Here is a 14,509-nt window from a genome sequence, read left to right as displayed (position 1 = left end):
CACTAGTTCGCCCTCCGGTCCCGTTCGCCGGTCCTCGTGCCCTGCTCGGTGAAGTGACGCTCGAACTCCCTGCGCTCGGCCTCGGCCGACGCGAGTTCGGCCTCGGTGACGGGGCCGTGCTCGTGCTCCAGCCAGGTCACCAGCTCTCCCAACCGATCCTGCTCCCGCTGGCGCTCTATGGCCCGCGTCACATAGGCGCTGAAGCCTCCGGACCCGACCTCCTGCCGGATCTCCTCGGCGAGCTCCTCCGGCAGCGTCACGGTGTACTTCTTCGTTGCCATACCGCTTACCATACCGGCCCTGAGCGCGGTCGGCCCGGCGTAGTGCGCCCCCGGCCGCGGCGCGCGATAGTGGGTTCGCGCAGATCACCCGTCGGCCCACTCATGAAGGCGGCCCCCCCATGCCCGGCGAGCAGCCCCTCCTCTACGAGACCTTCGACGAGCGGTTCCGGACGGGGCGATGTCAGGCCGGGGACTCGCGGCTGGAGGTCCTTTACGAGGGGTGCCGGTGGGCCGAGGGGCCCGTGTACGTGCCCGCCGGGCGGTATCTCGTGTGGAGCGACATCCCGAACGACCGGCTGCTGCGGTGGGACGAGACCACCGGGGCCGTCGGGGTGTTCCGCTCCCCCGCCGGCTACCCGAACGGCAGCACCCTGGACGTCCAGGGGCGTCTCGTCACCTGTGAGCAGGGCAATCGGCGGGTGACCAGGACCGAGCACGACGGTTCGGTCACGGTGATCGCCGAGCGGTTCCGGGGCAAGCGGCTCAACAGCCCTAACGACGCCGTGGTGAGGTCGGACGGGTCGGTGTGGTTCTCCGACCCCGAGTTCGGGATCGCCACCGACTACGAGGGGCATCGCGCCGAGAGCGAGATCGGTGCCCGCAACGTCTACCGGGTCGACCCCGCGAGCGGCGAGGTGCGGCTGGTCGCCGACGGGTTCGAGGGGCCCAACGGGCTGGTCTTCTCACCGGACGAGCGGCGGCTGTTCGTGTCCGACAGCGTGGCCAACCACATCCGCGTCTTCGACGTGAGCGAGGACGGGTTCTCGCTCTCCGGGGGCGAGGTGTTCACCGCATGCGCGCAGGGCAACTTCGACAACATCCGGTTCGACGACGAGGGGCGGCTCTGGGCCGCCGCCATGGACGGGGGCGTGCACTGCTACGACCCCGACGGCACGCTCCTGGGCCGCATCCTGGTGCCCGGCACCGTCGCCAACGTGCGGTTCGGCGGCGCCCGGCGCAACCGGCTGTTCATCGCCGCCGACACCACCCTGTACTCCCTGATGATGTCGGTCACCGGCACGCCGGCCCTGCCGCTCAGCCGGTGACCCGATCCCGCACGCCGGCCCCGCCGCTCAGCCGGTGACCCGGTCCCGCAGGGCGCCCTTCACGACCTTCCCGCTCGCGTTGCGCGGCAGCTCGGCGACGAACTCCACCGTTCTCGGGACCTTGTAGTTCGCCATCTCCCTGCGGGACCAGGCGATCAGGTCGTCGGCGGTCAGCAGGGCACCGGGGCGTCGTACGACGTAGGCCCGGCCGACCTCGCCGAGCCGGGCGTCCGGTACGCCGATCACCGCCACGTCGGCCACGTCCGGGTGCAGGCCCAGCAGCTGCTCTATCTCGGCGGGGTAGGCGTTGAAGCCGCCGACGATGAACATGTCCTTGAGGCGGTCGGTGATGCGCAGGTTTCCCGCCGCGTCCAGGACGCCGATGTCACCGGTGCGCAGCCAGCCGTCGGGGGTCAGCACCTCGGCGGTGGCCTGCTCGTCCTCGTAGTAGCCGGACATGACGTTGAAGCCGCGCACCAGGACCTCGCCGGGCAGGCCGGGTTCCAGGGGCCGGTTCTCGGGGTCCACGACCCGGATCCGCGTGCCGGGGACGGCGCGGCCCGACGTGGACGCGATGACCGTCGGGTCGTCGCCGCGCCGGCACATCGTGACGATGCCGCTCGCCTCGGAGAGGCCGTAGGCCGTGAGGACCGTGCCGACGCCGAGTTCGGTGCGCAGGCGCTCCACCAGGCGCAGCGGCACGACCGCCGCTCCCGTCACCACCAGGCGGAGGGCCGAGAGGTCGTGGGCGTCGCGTGCGGGGTGGTCCAGGAGGGACTGGAGGAGGGTCGGGGGGCCGGGAAGTACGGAGACCCGTTCGGCGGCGATGTTGGCCAGAACCGTGTTCACGCTGAACACCGGCTGGGGGATCATCGTCGCGCCCCGCATGAGGCAGGCGATCACCCCGGCCTTGTAGCCGAAGGTGTGGAAGAAGGGATTGACGATCAGATAGCGGTCGCCCCGGGTGAGGCCCGCGAGGTCGCCCCAGATGTCGTAGGCGCGCAGGGTCTGGTCGTGGGTGATGACCGCGCCCTTGGGGCGGCCGGTCGTGCCCGAGGTGAAGATGATGTCCGAGGGCCAGGTCCCCCGCACGGCCGCGGACCTGTCGCGTACGTCCGCCGTTCCCACCCCCTCCCCGCCGGCCAGGAAGTCCTTCCAGGTCAGGAAGTCGGCCGGGGCGTCCTCCGAGAGGACGACCGCGTGCCTCATGGCGGGCAGGCCGGGCAGCGGGCCGGCGCCGGGACCGTCTCCGGCGGCCCTGCGCAGGGACGCCACGTACGACGTTCCGAGGAACGTGCCCGTCACGAACAGCAGTCGGGCACCGCTGCGGCGCAGCACGTCCGCGGCTTCGGCGCCCTTGAACCGGGTGTTCAGCGGCACGAGCACCGCGCCCGCGGACACCGCGCCCAGGGCCGCGACGATCCAGTCGAGGGAGTTGGGGGCCCAGATGGCGACCCGGTCACCCGGCTCGACGCCGGTGGCCAGGCAGGCCGCCGCCGCGCGCTCCACGCGTGCGCCGAGTTCCGCGTAGGTGACGCGGGTGCGGCCCTCGACGACCGCCTCGACGTCCGCGTAGCGCTCGGCCGCCGCCCTGACCAGGTCCGGAACGCTTTCCCATGCCGTATCCGCTCGCACAGCACGCCTCCCCACGCCATAGGAGCTGACTACCCGTCAGATTATCTGTAATCTGACGACCTGTCAGCGACCGCTCGGCCCCGGAGGTGCGCGCAGCATGGCAGCAGGATCGGGAGGCCTCAAGGACGCCACCGCTCTCGTCGGCATAGGCCAGACACCCTTCGCCAAGCGGCTGCCGGAGGACGAACGCACCCTGGCCTGCCGGGCCGTCCTGGCCGCTCTCGACGACGCCGGGATCGCACCCGGCGAGGTCGACGCCCTCGCCTCCTACACCATGGAGGAGACGGACGAGGTGGAGCTGGCGAAGGCCTGCGGCTTCGGCGACCTCACCTTCTTCAGCAAGGTCGGCTTCGGCGGCGGCGGTTCGTGCGCCACCGTCGCCCATCTCGCCGCCGCCATCACGGCCGGGCAGGCGAGCGTCGGGGTCGCCTGGCGGTCCCGCAAGCGGGGCAGCGGTCCGCGGCCCTGGACCAACACCACCGCCCAGCTCCCGACCCCGGCCCAGTGGACCCGCCCCTACGGGCTGCTGAGGCCCGCCGACGAGATCGCGATGCTCACCCGCCGCTACATGCACGAGTACGGCGCCACCCGCGACCACCTGTTCAACGTCGCCCTGGCCTGCCGCAACCGGGCCAACCAGAACCCCGCCGCGATCATGTACGACCGCCCCCTGACCCGCGAGATGTACATGACCTCCCGCTGGATCAGCGAGCCGCTGTGCCTGTTCGACAACTGCCTGGAGACGGACGGGGCGCTGGCCTGTGTCGTGGTCTCCGCCGAGCGCGCCCGCGACTGCCGGCGCAGACCCGTCTACGTCCATTCCGTCGCCCAGTCGCTCCCCGCCCAGCACCACGGCATGGTCAACTACTGGAACGACGACCCCCTCACCGGCCCCGCCTGGAGCGCCGCCCGGCACCTGTGGAAACACTCCGACCTGGCCCCCGAGGACGTCGACGTCGCCCAGATCTACGACGCCTTCACGCCCCTGGTCCTGCTCTCCCTGGAGGGCTACGGCTTCTGCGGGCGCGGTGAGGGCGGGGCGTTCACCGAGGGCGGGGCGCTGGAGACCGGCGGGCTGCTGCCGGTGAACACCGGCGGGGGCGGGCTGTCCGAGGCCTACGTGCACGGGTTCAACCTCATCAACGAGGGGGTCAGGCAGCTGCGCGGGACCAGTACCGCGCAGGTGCCGGGAGCCTCCGCCTGTCTGGTCACCGCCGGGGAAGGGGTCCCGACCTCCGCCCTGCTGCTGAGGAGTTGAGGAGCCGCTCGTGCTGCGTCCCGTCCCCGACACCGACGGCGCTCCCTTCTGGGAGTACGCCGCGCAGGGTGAACTCCGCGTCCAGGCCTGCGGCGACTGCGGAGAGCTCCGCTTCCCGCCCCGGCCCTGCTGCCCGCACTGCCGGTCCTTCGAGAGCGAGTGGCGTGCGGTGTCCGGGCGGGGCCGGGTCTGGTCGTACGTCGTCGCCCATCCGCCGCTGCTGCCCGACTACGCGGCGCAGGCGCCGTACAACGTGGTCGTCGTCGAGCTGGACGAGGCGCCTCGCATCCGGCTGGTGGGCAACCTGGTCGCGGCGGCCGGGCAGCCGCTCGGCGCCTTCCCGCCGCAGAGCGTGCGCATCGGCGCCCGGGTGCGGGCCGTCTTCCACGACGGCCTTCCCCAGTGGGTTCCGGAGCGGCCATGAGCAGCGTGCTCGTGCGGGCCGACCGGGACAGCGGGGTCGCCGTGGTGACGCTGAACCGGCCCGAGCGGCTCAACGCCGTCGACCTCGCCATGGCCGACGAACTCGCCTCCACCTGGCACGACTTGCGGTTCGACGACGCCGTGCGGGCGATCGTCCTCACCGGGGCCGGTGACCGCGCCTTCTGCACCGGCATCGACCGGGACGCCGTCGTCCCGCAGCCGAACTCGCCCTACGCGCAGGACGATCCGCTGCTCGTCATCGGCCCCAAGGCGAACGACCTGTGGAAACCGGTCGTCGCCGCCGTGCACGGCATGGCCTGCGGCGGCGCCTTCTACCTGCTGGGCGAGGCCGAGTTCCTCGTCGCGGACACCACCGCCACCTTCTTCGACCCGCACACCACCTACGGCATGGTCAGCGCCTACGAGTCCGTCCTGATGGCGCAGCGCATGCCGTACGGCGAGGTCGCGCGGATGGCGTTGATGGGGACGGCGGAACGCATCTCGGCCCGGCGGGCGTACGAGGTCGGGCTGGTGTCGGAACTCGTGGCGGAGGGGGCGGCCTTGGAGGCGGCGACCTCGTGCGCCGCGGTCCTCGCCGGGTATCCGACCGAGGCCGTCCAGGGGACCGTGCGGGCGCTGTGGGCCGCGAGCGAGGCGGGGCGCTCGCAGGGGGTCGCGCAGGCGCCGCACCTCATCGCACTCGGGAACGCGGCGGGTGAGCGGCAGGCCCGGTTGTTCGGGGAGCGGTCGCGGGAGTACCGGTTGCGGGAGTAGAAGTCGTTTCCTCATACATGCGTATGCTCGGCGTGTGGTTGAGCATCGGATGATCGACGTCAATGGCATACAGCTGCACATCGCGGAGCAGGGCGAGGGCCCGCTCGTGGTGCTGCTGCACGGATTCCCGGAGTCCTGGCACTCCTGGCGGCACCAGTTCGGCCCGCTGGCCGAGGCCGGTTTCCGGGTGGTCGCGCCCGACCAGCGCGGGTACGGCGGCAGCGACCGCCCCGAGGACGTGTCCGCCTACAGCATCCTCCACCTGGTGGGGGACGTGGTCGGGCTGATCCACGCGCTGGGCGAGGAGCGGGCGTTCGTCGTCGGGCACGACTGGGGCGCGCCGGTGGCCTGGCACACCGCGCTGCTGCGGCCGGACGTGGTGCGCGGGGTGGCGGGGCTGAGTGTGCCGCCGCCGTTCCGCGGCAGCCGGCCCCCGCTGGAGACCATGCAGGAGCGGTTCGAGGGCCGCTTCTACTGGAACTACTTCAACCGGCCCGGCGTCGCGGACGCCGAGTTCGCCGCCGACACCCGCACGACCCTGCGCAAGCTGCTGTACTCCGCCTCCGGCGACGCGCCGGACGCCGGGCGCCCCGAGCAGGCCCTGGTCGACCTGGAGCGCGGCTGGCTCACGGACGCGCCGAACCCCGAGGTGCTGCCGGAGTGGCTGACCGAGGAAGACCTCGACGTGCTCACCGAGGGCTTCGAGCCGGGCTTCACCGGCGCGCTCAACTGGTACCGCAACCTGGACCGCAACTGGGAGCTGACCGCCCCCTGGCAGGGCGCGGTCGTCTCCCCGCCCTCGCTGTACATGTACGGCGACCGGGACCTGGTCCCGGCCTTCCCGGGCACGCCCGAACTGATCGAGCGGCTGCCGGAGTTGATGCCGAACCTGCGCCGCAAGCCGCTCGTGCTGCCGGGCTGCGGCCACTGGACGCAGCAGGAGCGGCCCGCCGAGGTGAACGAGGCGCTGATCGACTTCCTGACGGAGCTGCGGGGCTGAGCCCCGGTTCCGTCAGTCGTCGACCAGTGCCTGGCGGTCGACCTCGCAGTGGTCGACCGAGTCCACCAGGCCCGAGCCGCCCACCCGGACGTCGACGGTGGCCCTGCCGTTCGCGGGGACCGTGACGTCCCCGTAGCGGCTGACGACGGTGATGCCCTGGGCGTCCTCGAAGGTGACCGAGACGGAGAAGTCGGCCTTGCGGCCGTTGGGGTTGCTCACCTCGACGGTCGCGTACGGCCGGGCGGAGGTCGCGCAGCTCACCAGCCGCGCCGTGCCGTCCTCCAGTGCCTTGCGGCTGCCGGAGCCGGAGGAGGACGTCGGCGTGGAGCCGTAGTCCGGCCTGCGGGTGTAGGAACTGCCACCGCTGCTGCCGTAGTAGTCATCGTCGTCGGAACCGTAGGACCCGCCGCTCGAACCGCTGGAGCCGTACGAGCCGCCGCTCGACGAAGACGACCTCGAACTGTCGTGGTCCTGGCTGGAACTGCTGCACCCGCCGCCGCCTCCGCCGCCGTGACCGTGGCTGCCGCCGCGGCCCCGGCCGGAGGAGAAACCGGTCAGTGCCAGCACCACCAGGACCAGCACCGCCGTGAACCTGAGCCTGCGCCCCCGTGTCTGCATGACGGAGAGCCTAGTGATCTCCTGTCACGGTCATGTCACTGCGTGGCGACCGGCACGTACCCGGCGTAGCGTCGTGGGTGGAAGCGGTGGACGGACCGCTTCCCGACAAGCGACGGCCGCCGTCTGGAACCCCTTCCGCAGGCCGGTACGACGGCCGTCCCGGGCCGGGTCAGGCGGTGCGCGCCGTGCCCGTGCCCTTCTCCGCGTCCAGTGCGTACACACAGCGGTCCTTGCTGCACGCGTACACCACCCCGTCCCGGACGACCGGGGAGCCGGTGATCTCGCCGCCGGTGGCGAGTTTCCAGCGCAGCCGGCCGTCGTCGGCCTTCAGGGTGTAGAGCAGGTGGTCGGTGGAGCCGAAGTGGATCCGGCCCTCGGCCACCGAGGGGGCGCCCACGATGTCGCCGCCCGCCTGGAAGCGCCACTTGGGCGTGCCGGTGACCGCGTCGAGGGTGTAGAGGCCCTTGCCGCTGCCCACGTGGACATGGCCGGCGGCGACCAGCACGGGGTCGACGGAGGCACGGGACTCGGTGGCGATGCGCCAGCGGTCGCGGCCGTCGGTGGCGTCGAGGGCGTAGACCGTGCCGAGGTAGTCGGCGAGGTAGATGCCGCCGCCGGTGACGGCCGGGCCGGGGACGAAGGTGGGCGGGCAGAGGAACACGGCCGGGGCCTCGAAGTGCCACTTCACGTGCCCGGCGGCCACGTCCAGGGCGAGGACGCGGGTGCCGGCGCAGACGTAGACGTAGCCGTCGGTGGCCTGGGTGAGCCGGATCGGCACGCCGCCGCAGGAGGCCGCGTCGCCGATCGGGTACGACCAGCGCTCCTCGCCGGTGCGGGCGTCCAGGGCGCGCAGCCGGGCGTCCTGCCACACGTAGACCGTGCCGTCGTGCAGGGCGGGCCCGGCCTCGGGGGACTCGAAGTCGGACTGGCAGCCGGTGATCTCCCAGAGCTTCTGTCCGCCGGAGGCCTCCCAGCCCTGGACGCCGCCGCCGCGGGTGCCGGTGACGACGGTGCCGCGGCCGGCCTGGAGCGTGTAGACCCAGGCGTCCGTCTGCAGCCGCCACAGGTCGGCGCCCTCACGGGCGTCCAGGGCGAAGAGCGTGGGCCCGTCGGAGGCGTGGATACGGCCGTCCGCGACCGCCATGGACCAGGCGACGTCCCGGGTCTTGAAGCGGCGGCGGCCGGTGGCGACGTCCAGGGCGTGCACCTCGAAGGAGGTGACGTAGACCAGGTCGTCGGCGACCGAGGGCGTGCCCCAGACGTCGTTGGACATGCGGAAGCGCCAGGGCCGCCAGCCCCCGGCCTGCTCCGGCGGCGCGGCCGGGGCGGGAGGCGTGGTGACGGCGGGGCCCACGGCGGGGTCCGTGCCGTTGACACCGGGGCGGGGCTTGGACCAGGAGGCGGCGAGGGCGGCCTCCGGCCGGGGCGCCGCGACGGCGGCGGCGCGCACGTCGGCGACGCGCGGGCCCGGGCCGATGGGCACCGGGGCGCCGGCGAGGCGGACCGGGCCGGTGTCGGGGCCGCCGGCAGGCGCGGGCACGGGTACCGGGACGACGGGGTCGTGCGAGGGCGGGGGCGGGATGGGCGCGGGGCCGGGGGCGGGGCGTCCGCCGCCGCTGCGGCCCGCGCCGGGGGCGGGCTTGCCGGCCGGGCGGCCGTTGCGGCGGGACTCGATCAGGCTCACGGCCCGCTCGGGCAGCCACGCGGAGGCCGTGCCGCTGTCGTCGGAGCCGGAGCCGAAGAGGTGGGGGGCCAGCTGGGACTGGAGGTCGGCCGGGTTGGGGCGGGCCGTCGCGTCCATCTGCATACAGGACTCGATGAGCGGACGCAGTTCGTCCGGGAGGCCTTCCAGGTCCGGGCCCTCGCGCAGCAGCATGAAGACCGTCTCGACCGGGTTGGCGCCGTGGAAGGGCGGGTGCCCGGTGGCGGCGAAGACCAACATCGAGCCGAGGGAGAAGACGTCGCTGGCGCCGGTGACGCTGCGGGAGTCCTTGGCCTGCTCGGGCGACATGTAGGCGGGGGTGCCGACGGCGACGTTCGTCATCGTCAAACGTGTGTTCGACACGCCGGACGCGATACCGAAGTCGATCACCCGGGGGCCGTCCTCGACGACGAGGACGTTGGACGGCTTGAGGTCCCGGTGCACCAGGCCCGCGCCGTGGATGGACTGGAGCGCCTCGGCCACGCCCGCCGCCAGCCAGCGCACCGCCTGGGCCGGCATCGGGCCGCAGTCGTTCACTATCTCCTCGAGGGAGGGCGCGGGGACGTAGGCGGTGGCCAGCCACGGCACGGCGGCGCGCGGGTCGGCGTCCACGACCGCGGCCGTGTAGAAGCCGGAGACGGCGCGGGCCGCCTCCACCTCACGCGTGAAGCGGACCCGGAACAGCTGATCCTCGGCCAGCTCCGTCCGGACGGTCTTGATCGCCACGCGCCGGCCGGACGCCGAACGCGCGAGATAGACCAGCCCCATGCCGCCGGCACCCAGCCGTCCCAGCACCTCGAACGGCCCGATCCGCCGCGGATCGTGCTGCGTCAGCTGATCCACCACTCTGCCTGCCACCTCCCCGTACGAGCCGCGCCAAGCCACATGTTCCACGCGACCTTCGTGCAGCGTCTCACCACCGCACCGCCATGGCGGCACGCACCCTGATTCTTCCTGGCCGGAGCCCCGGTTGCGAACCCGGTGACAATTGGGATGTCTCGGCACAGAAGAGATCAAACGCTGACCAAATCATGCCTGGTCAGCGGTGCAGCAGCGCGAAGGACGCCCCTTGATTGTCCGTGACGACGGCGACCTCTCCGTACGACGTCTCGAAAGGCGGGACCTGGACCCGGCCGCCGAGCCGCGTCACGTCCTCCAGCGCGGCCGCCACGTCCTCGACGGCGAAGTGCACGAGGAAGTGGGGCGGCATCTCGGCCGGGTACACGTCGGAGACGGGGGCGCGGCCGAAGTCGGGCTCGGCGTCCGGCCCGAACAGGGCCTCCCGGAAGAGGTCGCCGTAGAAGGTGTTGGCCGCCTCGGTGTCCCGGGCGTAGAGCTCGGCCCAGGCGAAGGTGCCCGGCTCGTGCCGCTTGCCGAAGCCGGGGTGCTCCTCCGGCTGCCACAGGGCGAAGACGGCGCCCTCGGGGTCGGTGACGAGCGCGGTGACGCCCAGCTCCCCGGCCGGCACCGGCGCCGAGACGATCTGCCCGCCCGCGTCCCGGATGCGCCGGGCCAGGGCCGGGGCGTCCGGGGTCGCGAAGTACACCGTCCAGACGGTGGGCAGCCGCCCGTCCACCTTGCGGACCAGGGCGGCCACCGGTTCGCCGTCCTTCAGCGCCTCGGTGAAGGAGCCGAACCACTCGTCCTCGAAGGTCCACCCGAAAAGTTCACCGTAGAACCGCTTGCCCGCCTCGACGTCGCGAAGCTGCGCGTCCACCCAGCAGGGGACGCCCTCTCCGTACACCGATGCCCTGTTTTCGGCCATGTCGCCAACGTAACCGCGACTGCCGCACCCCGCAGACCAGGCACACCAGCCCCGGCACTCTCCTGCACCCCATTTGCAGTCGGCCGAATCGCGCCCCGATCACGCCTCGGTAAGCTGACGTCATGACAGGACAAGTGCGTACCGTCGACGGCCGCGTGGCCGGCCGACGTGGGCAGGCGACCCGGCAGAAGCTGCTCGACTGCCTCAGCGAGATGCTCAGCTCCTCCCCGTACCGGGACGTCAAAGTCATCGATGTCGCCCGGAAAGCGGGCACTTCGCCCGCGACCTTCTACCAGTACTTCCCGGACGTCGAGGGCGCCGTCCTGGAGATCGCCGAGCAAATGGCCACCGAGGGCGCCGCGTTGACGGAGCTCCTGGAGGGCCGCTCCTGGGCCGGCAAGGCCGGCTGGCAGACGGCACAGGAACTCGTCGACGGCTTCCTGGAGTTCTGGCGCAGGAACGACGCCATCCTCCGGGTCGTCGATCTCGGTGCCGCCGAGGGCGACAAGCGCTTCTACAAACTCCGGATGAAGATCCTCAACTCGGTGAACAACTCCCTGGCGGACGCCGTCGCCGAGCTCCAGGCCAAGGGCAGGGTCGACAAGGACGTGAACCCGGCGGCCGTCGCCGGTTCGCTGGTCGCGATGCTCGCGGCCGTCGCCTCCCACCAGAAGGGCTTCTCCTCCTGGGGCGTGAAGCAGGCCGAACTGAAGCCGAACCTCGCCCTGTTGGTCCACCTGGGCGTCACCGGCCGGAAGCCGACGAAATAGCGCGGCGCGACAGCCTCTTACCTCCCACGTCCTGTCTGGCAGGCGGTGGTCCACCCGGGTGGACCACCGCCTGTCGCGCTCTCCGCGTCCGTGCTACCGCCGTACGAGCCGGAACACCCGGATCTCCCGCTCCACCCGCGCCTGGTACGCCGCGTACGGCGGCCAGAACCGCAGCAGCGCCCGCCAGGCCGCCGCCCGTTCCTCCCCGGCCAGCAGCCTGGCCGTGACCGGGACGTCCCGGCCCTTCCAGCTGATCTCCGCGTCGGGATGCGCGAGCAGGTTGTGACTCCAGGCGGGGTGCCCCGGCCGCCCGAAGTTGGACCCGACGAGGATCCAGCCGCGCCCGTCGCCCTCGGGCATGCAGGCCAGGGGGGTACGGCGGGGCAGCCCGCTCCGGGCCCCGGTCGAGGTCAGCACGACCCCGGGGAGCAGTTGCGCGCTGAGCAGCACCTTTCCCCTGGTGAGCCGGTGGACGGCACGGTCGAGGGCGGGCACCACGTGCGGTGCCACGCGGGCGAAGCCCCTCGTCGACGACACCTTCTGCACCACACGCGCACCCCTCATGGGTCGGCCTCCTCGAAGACGTGTGCCGCGTCGGCCGCGTGCGCCCGCAGCCGGTGCACCGGCCCGAACAGCAGCTCGTCGCCCGCGGCACGCTTGAAGTACAGGTGAGCCTCGTGCTCCCAGGTGAAGCCGATGCCGCCGTGCAACTGGATTCCCTCGGCGGCGGCGCGGCGCAGCGCCTCGAGCGCCTGGGCCAGGGCGAGAGCGCCGGCCGTCTCCTCGCGGGCGGTTGCCGCCGCGGTGACCGTGACGCCGTCGGTGGCTTCCGTGGCGGCCGCCCAGGCCGCGTAGTACGCCGCCGAGCGGGCCGCCTGGACCTGGACGTACGCGTCGGCCAGCCGGTGCTTGACCGCCTGGAAGGAGCCGACCGGCCGCCCGAACTGCTCGCGCTGTCCGACGTACTCGACGGTCCGCTCCAGCACCCGGCCGGCCGCCCCCACTGCCTCGGCGGCGAGGCAGGCGGCGGCGGTGTCGCCGAGCCGCGCGAGGGCGGGGAGGGCGTCGGCGGTTTCGTCGCCCAGCAACTCGGCGGGCACGTGACGCAGTTGGATCCGGCCCTGCGGGCGGGTGGCGTCCAGCGCGGTCTGCCGTACGCGGGTGAGCCCGGTGGCGTCGCCGCGCACCAGGAAGAGCAGGACGCGGGAGCGGGCGAACCCCCCGGTGTGCGCCGCGACCACGAGCAGCCTGGCGCTGTGCCCGTCGAGGACCTGGTCGACCTGCCCGTACAGCTGCCAGCCGCCCTCGGCCCGCCGGGCCTGGACGCCCCCGGCCCGTCCCCCGCCGGCCCACGCCCCGTGCCGGTCCTGGCCGGCGAGGGCGGTGGCGAGGGCGGGCCCCGGTACGGCGAGGGCGGCGGTGAGTCCGCCGGAGGCGATGCGGGGCAGGACTGCGGCGCGCTGGGCGTCGGTGCCGAGGGCGAGCAGCAGCGGGGCGGCGAGGACGGCGGTGGCGAGCAGCGGGGTGGGGGCGAGGGTGCGGCCCGTCTCCTCGCAGGCCAGGGCCAGTTCGGTCGCCGTGCAGCCGACGCCGCCGTAGGTCTCGGGGAGGGCCAGTCCGGCCAGGCCGAGCTGCTCGGCGAGGGTGATCCACAGGGCGGGGTCGTGTCCGGCCGGGGTGTCGACGGCGGCCCGCAGCTCTTCCGGACCGCACCGCTTGCCGAGCAGCTCGCGCAGGGTGCGGCGGATCTCGTCCTGTTCGTCGGTGAAGCGGGCGTCCATGGGGTACCTCTCTCCGCATCTGACGGTGCGTCATATTAGGGCGACGGAACAGGGAAGCCCAGAGCCCTGCCGCGCCCACGACAATCTGATGTACCGTCAGATTCATGGTGGCACGGAGGAAAGTGGCCGTCGTCGGCGTGGCCCTCTCGGACTGCGGCCGGGTGGACGACGAGACCCCGTACGCACTGCACGCCCAGGCGGCCCGCCGCGCCCTGGCGGACGCGGGCCTGGACCGGTCGCTGGTCGACGGCTTCGCCTCGGCGGGCCTCGGCACACTGGCGCCCGTCGAGGTCGCCGAGTACCTGGGCCTGCGCCCCACCTGGGTCGACTCCACCTCCGTGGGCGGCTCCACGTGGGAGGTCATGGCGGCGCACGCGGCGGACGCGATCACGGCCGGGCACGCCCGCGCGGTGCTGCTCGTCTACGGCTCGACGGCCCGGTCGGACGTCAGGGCCGGCCGCCGCACCGGAACACTGTCCTTCGGCACACGGGGCGCCATGCAGTTCGAGGTCCCGTACGGCCACACCCTGATCGCCAAGTACGCCATGGCGGCCCGCCGCCACATGATCGAGTACGGCACGACGATCGAGCAGCTGGCGGAGGTGGCGGTGCAGGCCCGGGCCAACGCGACCCTCAACCCGGAGGCGATGTTCCGCACGCCGATCACGGTCGACGAGGTGCTGTCCGGCCCGATGATCGCGGACCCCTTCACCAAGCTGCACTGCTGCGTCCGTTCCGACGGCGGGGCGGCGGTGCTGCTGGTGGCCGAGGAGTACGTACGGGACTGCCGTACATCGCCGGTGTGGGTGCTGGGGAGCGGGGAGTCCGTGTCGCACGCGGCGATGTCCGAGTGGCCGGACTTCACGGTGTCGCCGGCGGCGGTGAGCGGGCGGCTGGCGTTCGAGCGGGCGGGGGTGCGGCCGGCGGAGATCGAGGTCGCCGAGATCTACGACGCGTTCACCTACATGACGCTGGTGACACTGGAGGACCTCGGCTTCTGCGGCAAGGGCGAGGGCGGGGCGTTCGTGGAGAAGGGGCGGCTGCGGGTCGAGGGCGGTGAGCTGCCGGTGAACACCGACGGGGGCGGGCTGTCGGCCCAGCATCCCGGGATGCGGGGGCTGTTCCTGCTGGTGGAGGCGGTCCGGCAGCTGCGCGGGGAGTGCGGGGAACGGCAGGTGCGGCGGGGCGACGGCTCGCCACCGCGACTGGCGGTGGCGTCGGGGACGGGGGGCTGGTTCTGCTCGTCGGGGACGGTGGTGCTGGGGGTGGGGTGAGGGGGCGGGCGAGGATCCGGGGCGGGGGCGCGGGGGTCCGCGAGGGCGAAGGCGGGGACGAGGCCGCGGGGGTCCGCGAGGGCGAAGGCGAGGCCGGGGGCCGCGGGGTCCGCGGGGTCCGCGGGGTCCGCGAGAGCGAAGGCGAGGCCGGGGCCGCGGGATCCGCGAGAGCGAAGGCGAGG

At 73.0% G+C, this 14,509-nt stretch carries 14 protein-coding genes; 7 read left to right on the top strand and 7 right to left on the bottom strand.

The window, feature by feature from the left end; translation table 11 throughout:
• Positions 1 to 2: 2 nt before the first annotated feature.
• Positions 3 to 281: a hypothetical protein gene (locus IE153_RS37150; protein WP_189594105.1), complete on the bottom strand. Its 279-nt coding sequence runs from the start codon at positions 279 to 281 to the stop codon at positions 3 to 5.
• Between the two features lie 119 nt (positions 282 to 400).
• On the opposite strand from IE153_RS37150, the gene IE153_RS37145 reads away from it, so the two are divergent.
• Positions 401 to 1,327, top strand: a complete 927-nt coding sequence (locus IE153_RS37145) for an SMP-30/gluconolactonase/LRE family protein (protein WP_189594104.1) — start codon at positions 401 to 403, stop codon at positions 1,325 to 1,327.
• Positions 1,328 to 1,354: 27 nt separating this feature from the next.
• On the opposite strand, the gene IE153_RS37140 is transcribed toward IE153_RS37145, so the two are convergent.
• Complete coding sequence (locus tag IE153_RS37140) at positions 1,355 to 2,962, bottom strand: FadD3 family acyl-CoA ligase (protein WP_189594103.1); 1,608 nt, start codon at positions 2,960 to 2,962, stop codon at positions 1,355 to 1,357.
• Between the two features lie 97 nt (positions 2,963 to 3,059).
• Here IE153_RS37140 and IE153_RS37135 point away from each other — a divergent pair, with 97 nt between their 5' ends.
• The 4 genes from IE153_RS37135 to IE153_RS37120 are packed head-to-tail and all read left to right on the top strand — an operon-like array spanning position 3,060 to position 6,417.
• The gene (locus IE153_RS37135; RefSeq protein ID WP_189594102.1) at positions 3,060 to 4,220 is read left to right on the top strand and encodes a lipid-transfer protein; all 1,161 of its coding nucleotides are present in this window, start codon (positions 3,060 to 3,062) and stop codon (positions 4,218 to 4,220) included.
• Positions 4,221 to 4,230: 10 nt separating this feature from the next.
• Positions 4,231 to 4,644: a Zn-ribbon domain-containing OB-fold protein gene (locus IE153_RS37130; protein WP_189594101.1), complete on the top strand. Its 414-nt coding sequence runs from the start codon at positions 4,231 to 4,233 to the stop codon at positions 4,642 to 4,644.
• A complete protein-coding gene (locus IE153_RS37125) occupies positions 4,641 to 5,417 on the top strand; it encodes an enoyl-CoA hydratase/isomerase family protein (protein WP_189594100.1) in 777 nt (258 codons plus the stop codon). The genes IE153_RS37130 and IE153_RS37125 overlap by 4 nt, the downstream gene beginning before the upstream one ends.
• A gap of 49 nt (positions 5,418 to 5,466) precedes the next feature.
• Complete coding sequence (locus IE153_RS37120; protein ID WP_189594176.1) at positions 5,467 to 6,417, top strand: alpha/beta fold hydrolase; 951 nt, start codon at positions 5,467 to 5,469, stop codon at positions 6,415 to 6,417.
• 12 nt (positions 6,418 to 6,429) lie between these two features.
• Here the strand turns inward: IE153_RS37120 and IE153_RS37115 are convergent, their stop codons facing one another.
• The 3 genes from IE153_RS37115 to kbpA all read right to left on the bottom strand — a co-directional run bounded on the left by IE153_RS37115 (position 6,430) and on the right by kbpA (position 10,502).
• Entirely contained in the window at positions 6,430 to 7,035 is a 606-nt protein-coding gene (locus IE153_RS37115; RefSeq protein WP_189594099.1) for a hypothetical protein, read from the bottom strand.
• Between the two features lie 169 nt (positions 7,036 to 7,204).
• A complete protein-coding gene (afsK, locus tag IE153_RS37110) occupies positions 7,205 to 9,583 on the bottom strand; it encodes a protein serine/threonine kinase AfsK (RefSeq protein WP_229829351.1) in 2,379 nt (792 codons plus the stop codon).
• A gap of 193 nt (positions 9,584 to 9,776) precedes the next feature.
• On the bottom strand, positions 9,777 to 10,502 hold the full coding sequence (kbpA, locus tag IE153_RS37105; protein WP_189594098.1) for an AfsK-binding protein KbpA: 726 nt from the start codon (positions 10,500 to 10,502) through the stop codon (positions 9,777 to 9,779).
• Positions 10,503 to 10,624: 122 nt separating this feature from the next.
• Here kbpA and IE153_RS37100 point away from each other — a divergent pair, with 122 nt between their 5' ends.
• Positions 10,625 to 11,272, top strand: a complete 648-nt coding sequence (locus IE153_RS37100) for a TetR family transcriptional regulator (protein ID WP_167551612.1) — start codon at positions 10,625 to 10,627, stop codon at positions 11,270 to 11,272.
• 93 nt (positions 11,273 to 11,365) lie between these two features.
• Here IE153_RS37100 and IE153_RS37095 read toward each other — a convergent pair whose 3' ends face one another.
• Complete coding sequence (locus IE153_RS37095) at positions 11,366 to 11,836, bottom strand: nitroreductase family deazaflavin-dependent oxidoreductase (protein WP_189594097.1); 471 nt, start codon at positions 11,834 to 11,836, stop codon at positions 11,366 to 11,368.
• A complete protein-coding gene (locus IE153_RS37090) occupies positions 11,833 to 13,053 on the bottom strand; it encodes an acyl-CoA dehydrogenase family protein (protein ID WP_189594096.1) in 1,221 nt (406 codons plus the stop codon). Before IE153_RS37090 ends, IE153_RS37095 begins: the two co-directional genes overlap by 4 nt.
• Positions 13,054 to 13,157: 104 nt before the next feature.
• Between IE153_RS37090 and IE153_RS37085 the strand changes: the two genes are divergently transcribed.
• The gene (locus tag IE153_RS37085) at positions 13,158 to 14,327 is read left to right on the top strand and encodes a thiolase C-terminal domain-containing protein (protein ID WP_189594095.1); all 1,170 of its coding nucleotides are present in this window, start codon (positions 13,158 to 13,160) and stop codon (positions 14,325 to 14,327) included.
• The last annotated feature ends 182 nt before the right edge of the window (positions 14,328 to 14,509 follow it).

The sequence above is a fragment of the Streptomyces massasporeus genome (assembly GCF_014648995.1).
Lineage (GTDB): Bacteria > Actinomycetota > Actinomycetes > Streptomycetales > Streptomycetaceae > Streptomyces > Streptomyces massasporeus.
This window is presented reverse-complemented; position numbering and strand designations above follow the sequence as displayed.

Coding starts and splice junctions, on each gene's coding strand:
- IE153_RS37150 (WP_189594105.1), bottom strand. CDS start 281: ATGGCAACGAAGAAGTACACCGTGACGCTGCCGGAGGAGCTCGCCGAG.
- IE153_RS37145 (WP_189594104.1), top strand. CDS start 401: ATGCCCGGCGAGCAGCCCCTCCTCTACGAGACCTTCGACGAGCGGTTC.
- IE153_RS37135 (WP_189594102.1), top strand. CDS start 3,060: ATGGCAGCAGGATCGGGAGGCCTCAAGGACGCCACCGCTCTCGTCGGC.
- IE153_RS37125 (WP_189594100.1), top strand. CDS start 4,641: ATGAGCAGCGTGCTCGTGCGGGCCGACCGGGACAGCGGGGTCGCCGTG.
- IE153_RS37120 (WP_189594176.1), top strand. CDS start 5,467: ATGATCGACGTCAATGGCATACAGCTGCACATCGCGGAGCAGGGCGAG.
- IE153_RS37115 (WP_189594099.1), bottom strand. CDS start 7,035: ATGCAGACACGGGGGCGCAGGCTCAGGTTCACGGCGGTGCTGGTCCTG.
- kbpA (WP_189594098.1), bottom strand. CDS start 10,502: ATGGCCGAAAACAGGGCATCGGTGTACGGAGAGGGCGTCCCCTGCTGG.
- IE153_RS37100 (WP_167551612.1), top strand. CDS start 10,625: ATGACAGGACAAGTGCGTACCGTCGACGGCCGCGTGGCCGGCCGACGT.
- IE153_RS37095 (WP_189594097.1), bottom strand. CDS start 11,836: ATGAGGGGTGCGCGTGTGGTGCAGAAGGTGTCGTCGACGAGGGGCTTC.
- IE153_RS37090 (WP_189594096.1), bottom strand. CDS start 13,053: ATGGACGCCCGCTTCACCGACGAACAGGACGAGATCCGCCGCACCCTG.
- IE153_RS37085 (WP_189594095.1), top strand. CDS start 13,158: ATGGTGGCACGGAGGAAAGTGGCCGTCGTCGGCGTGGCCCTCTCGGAC.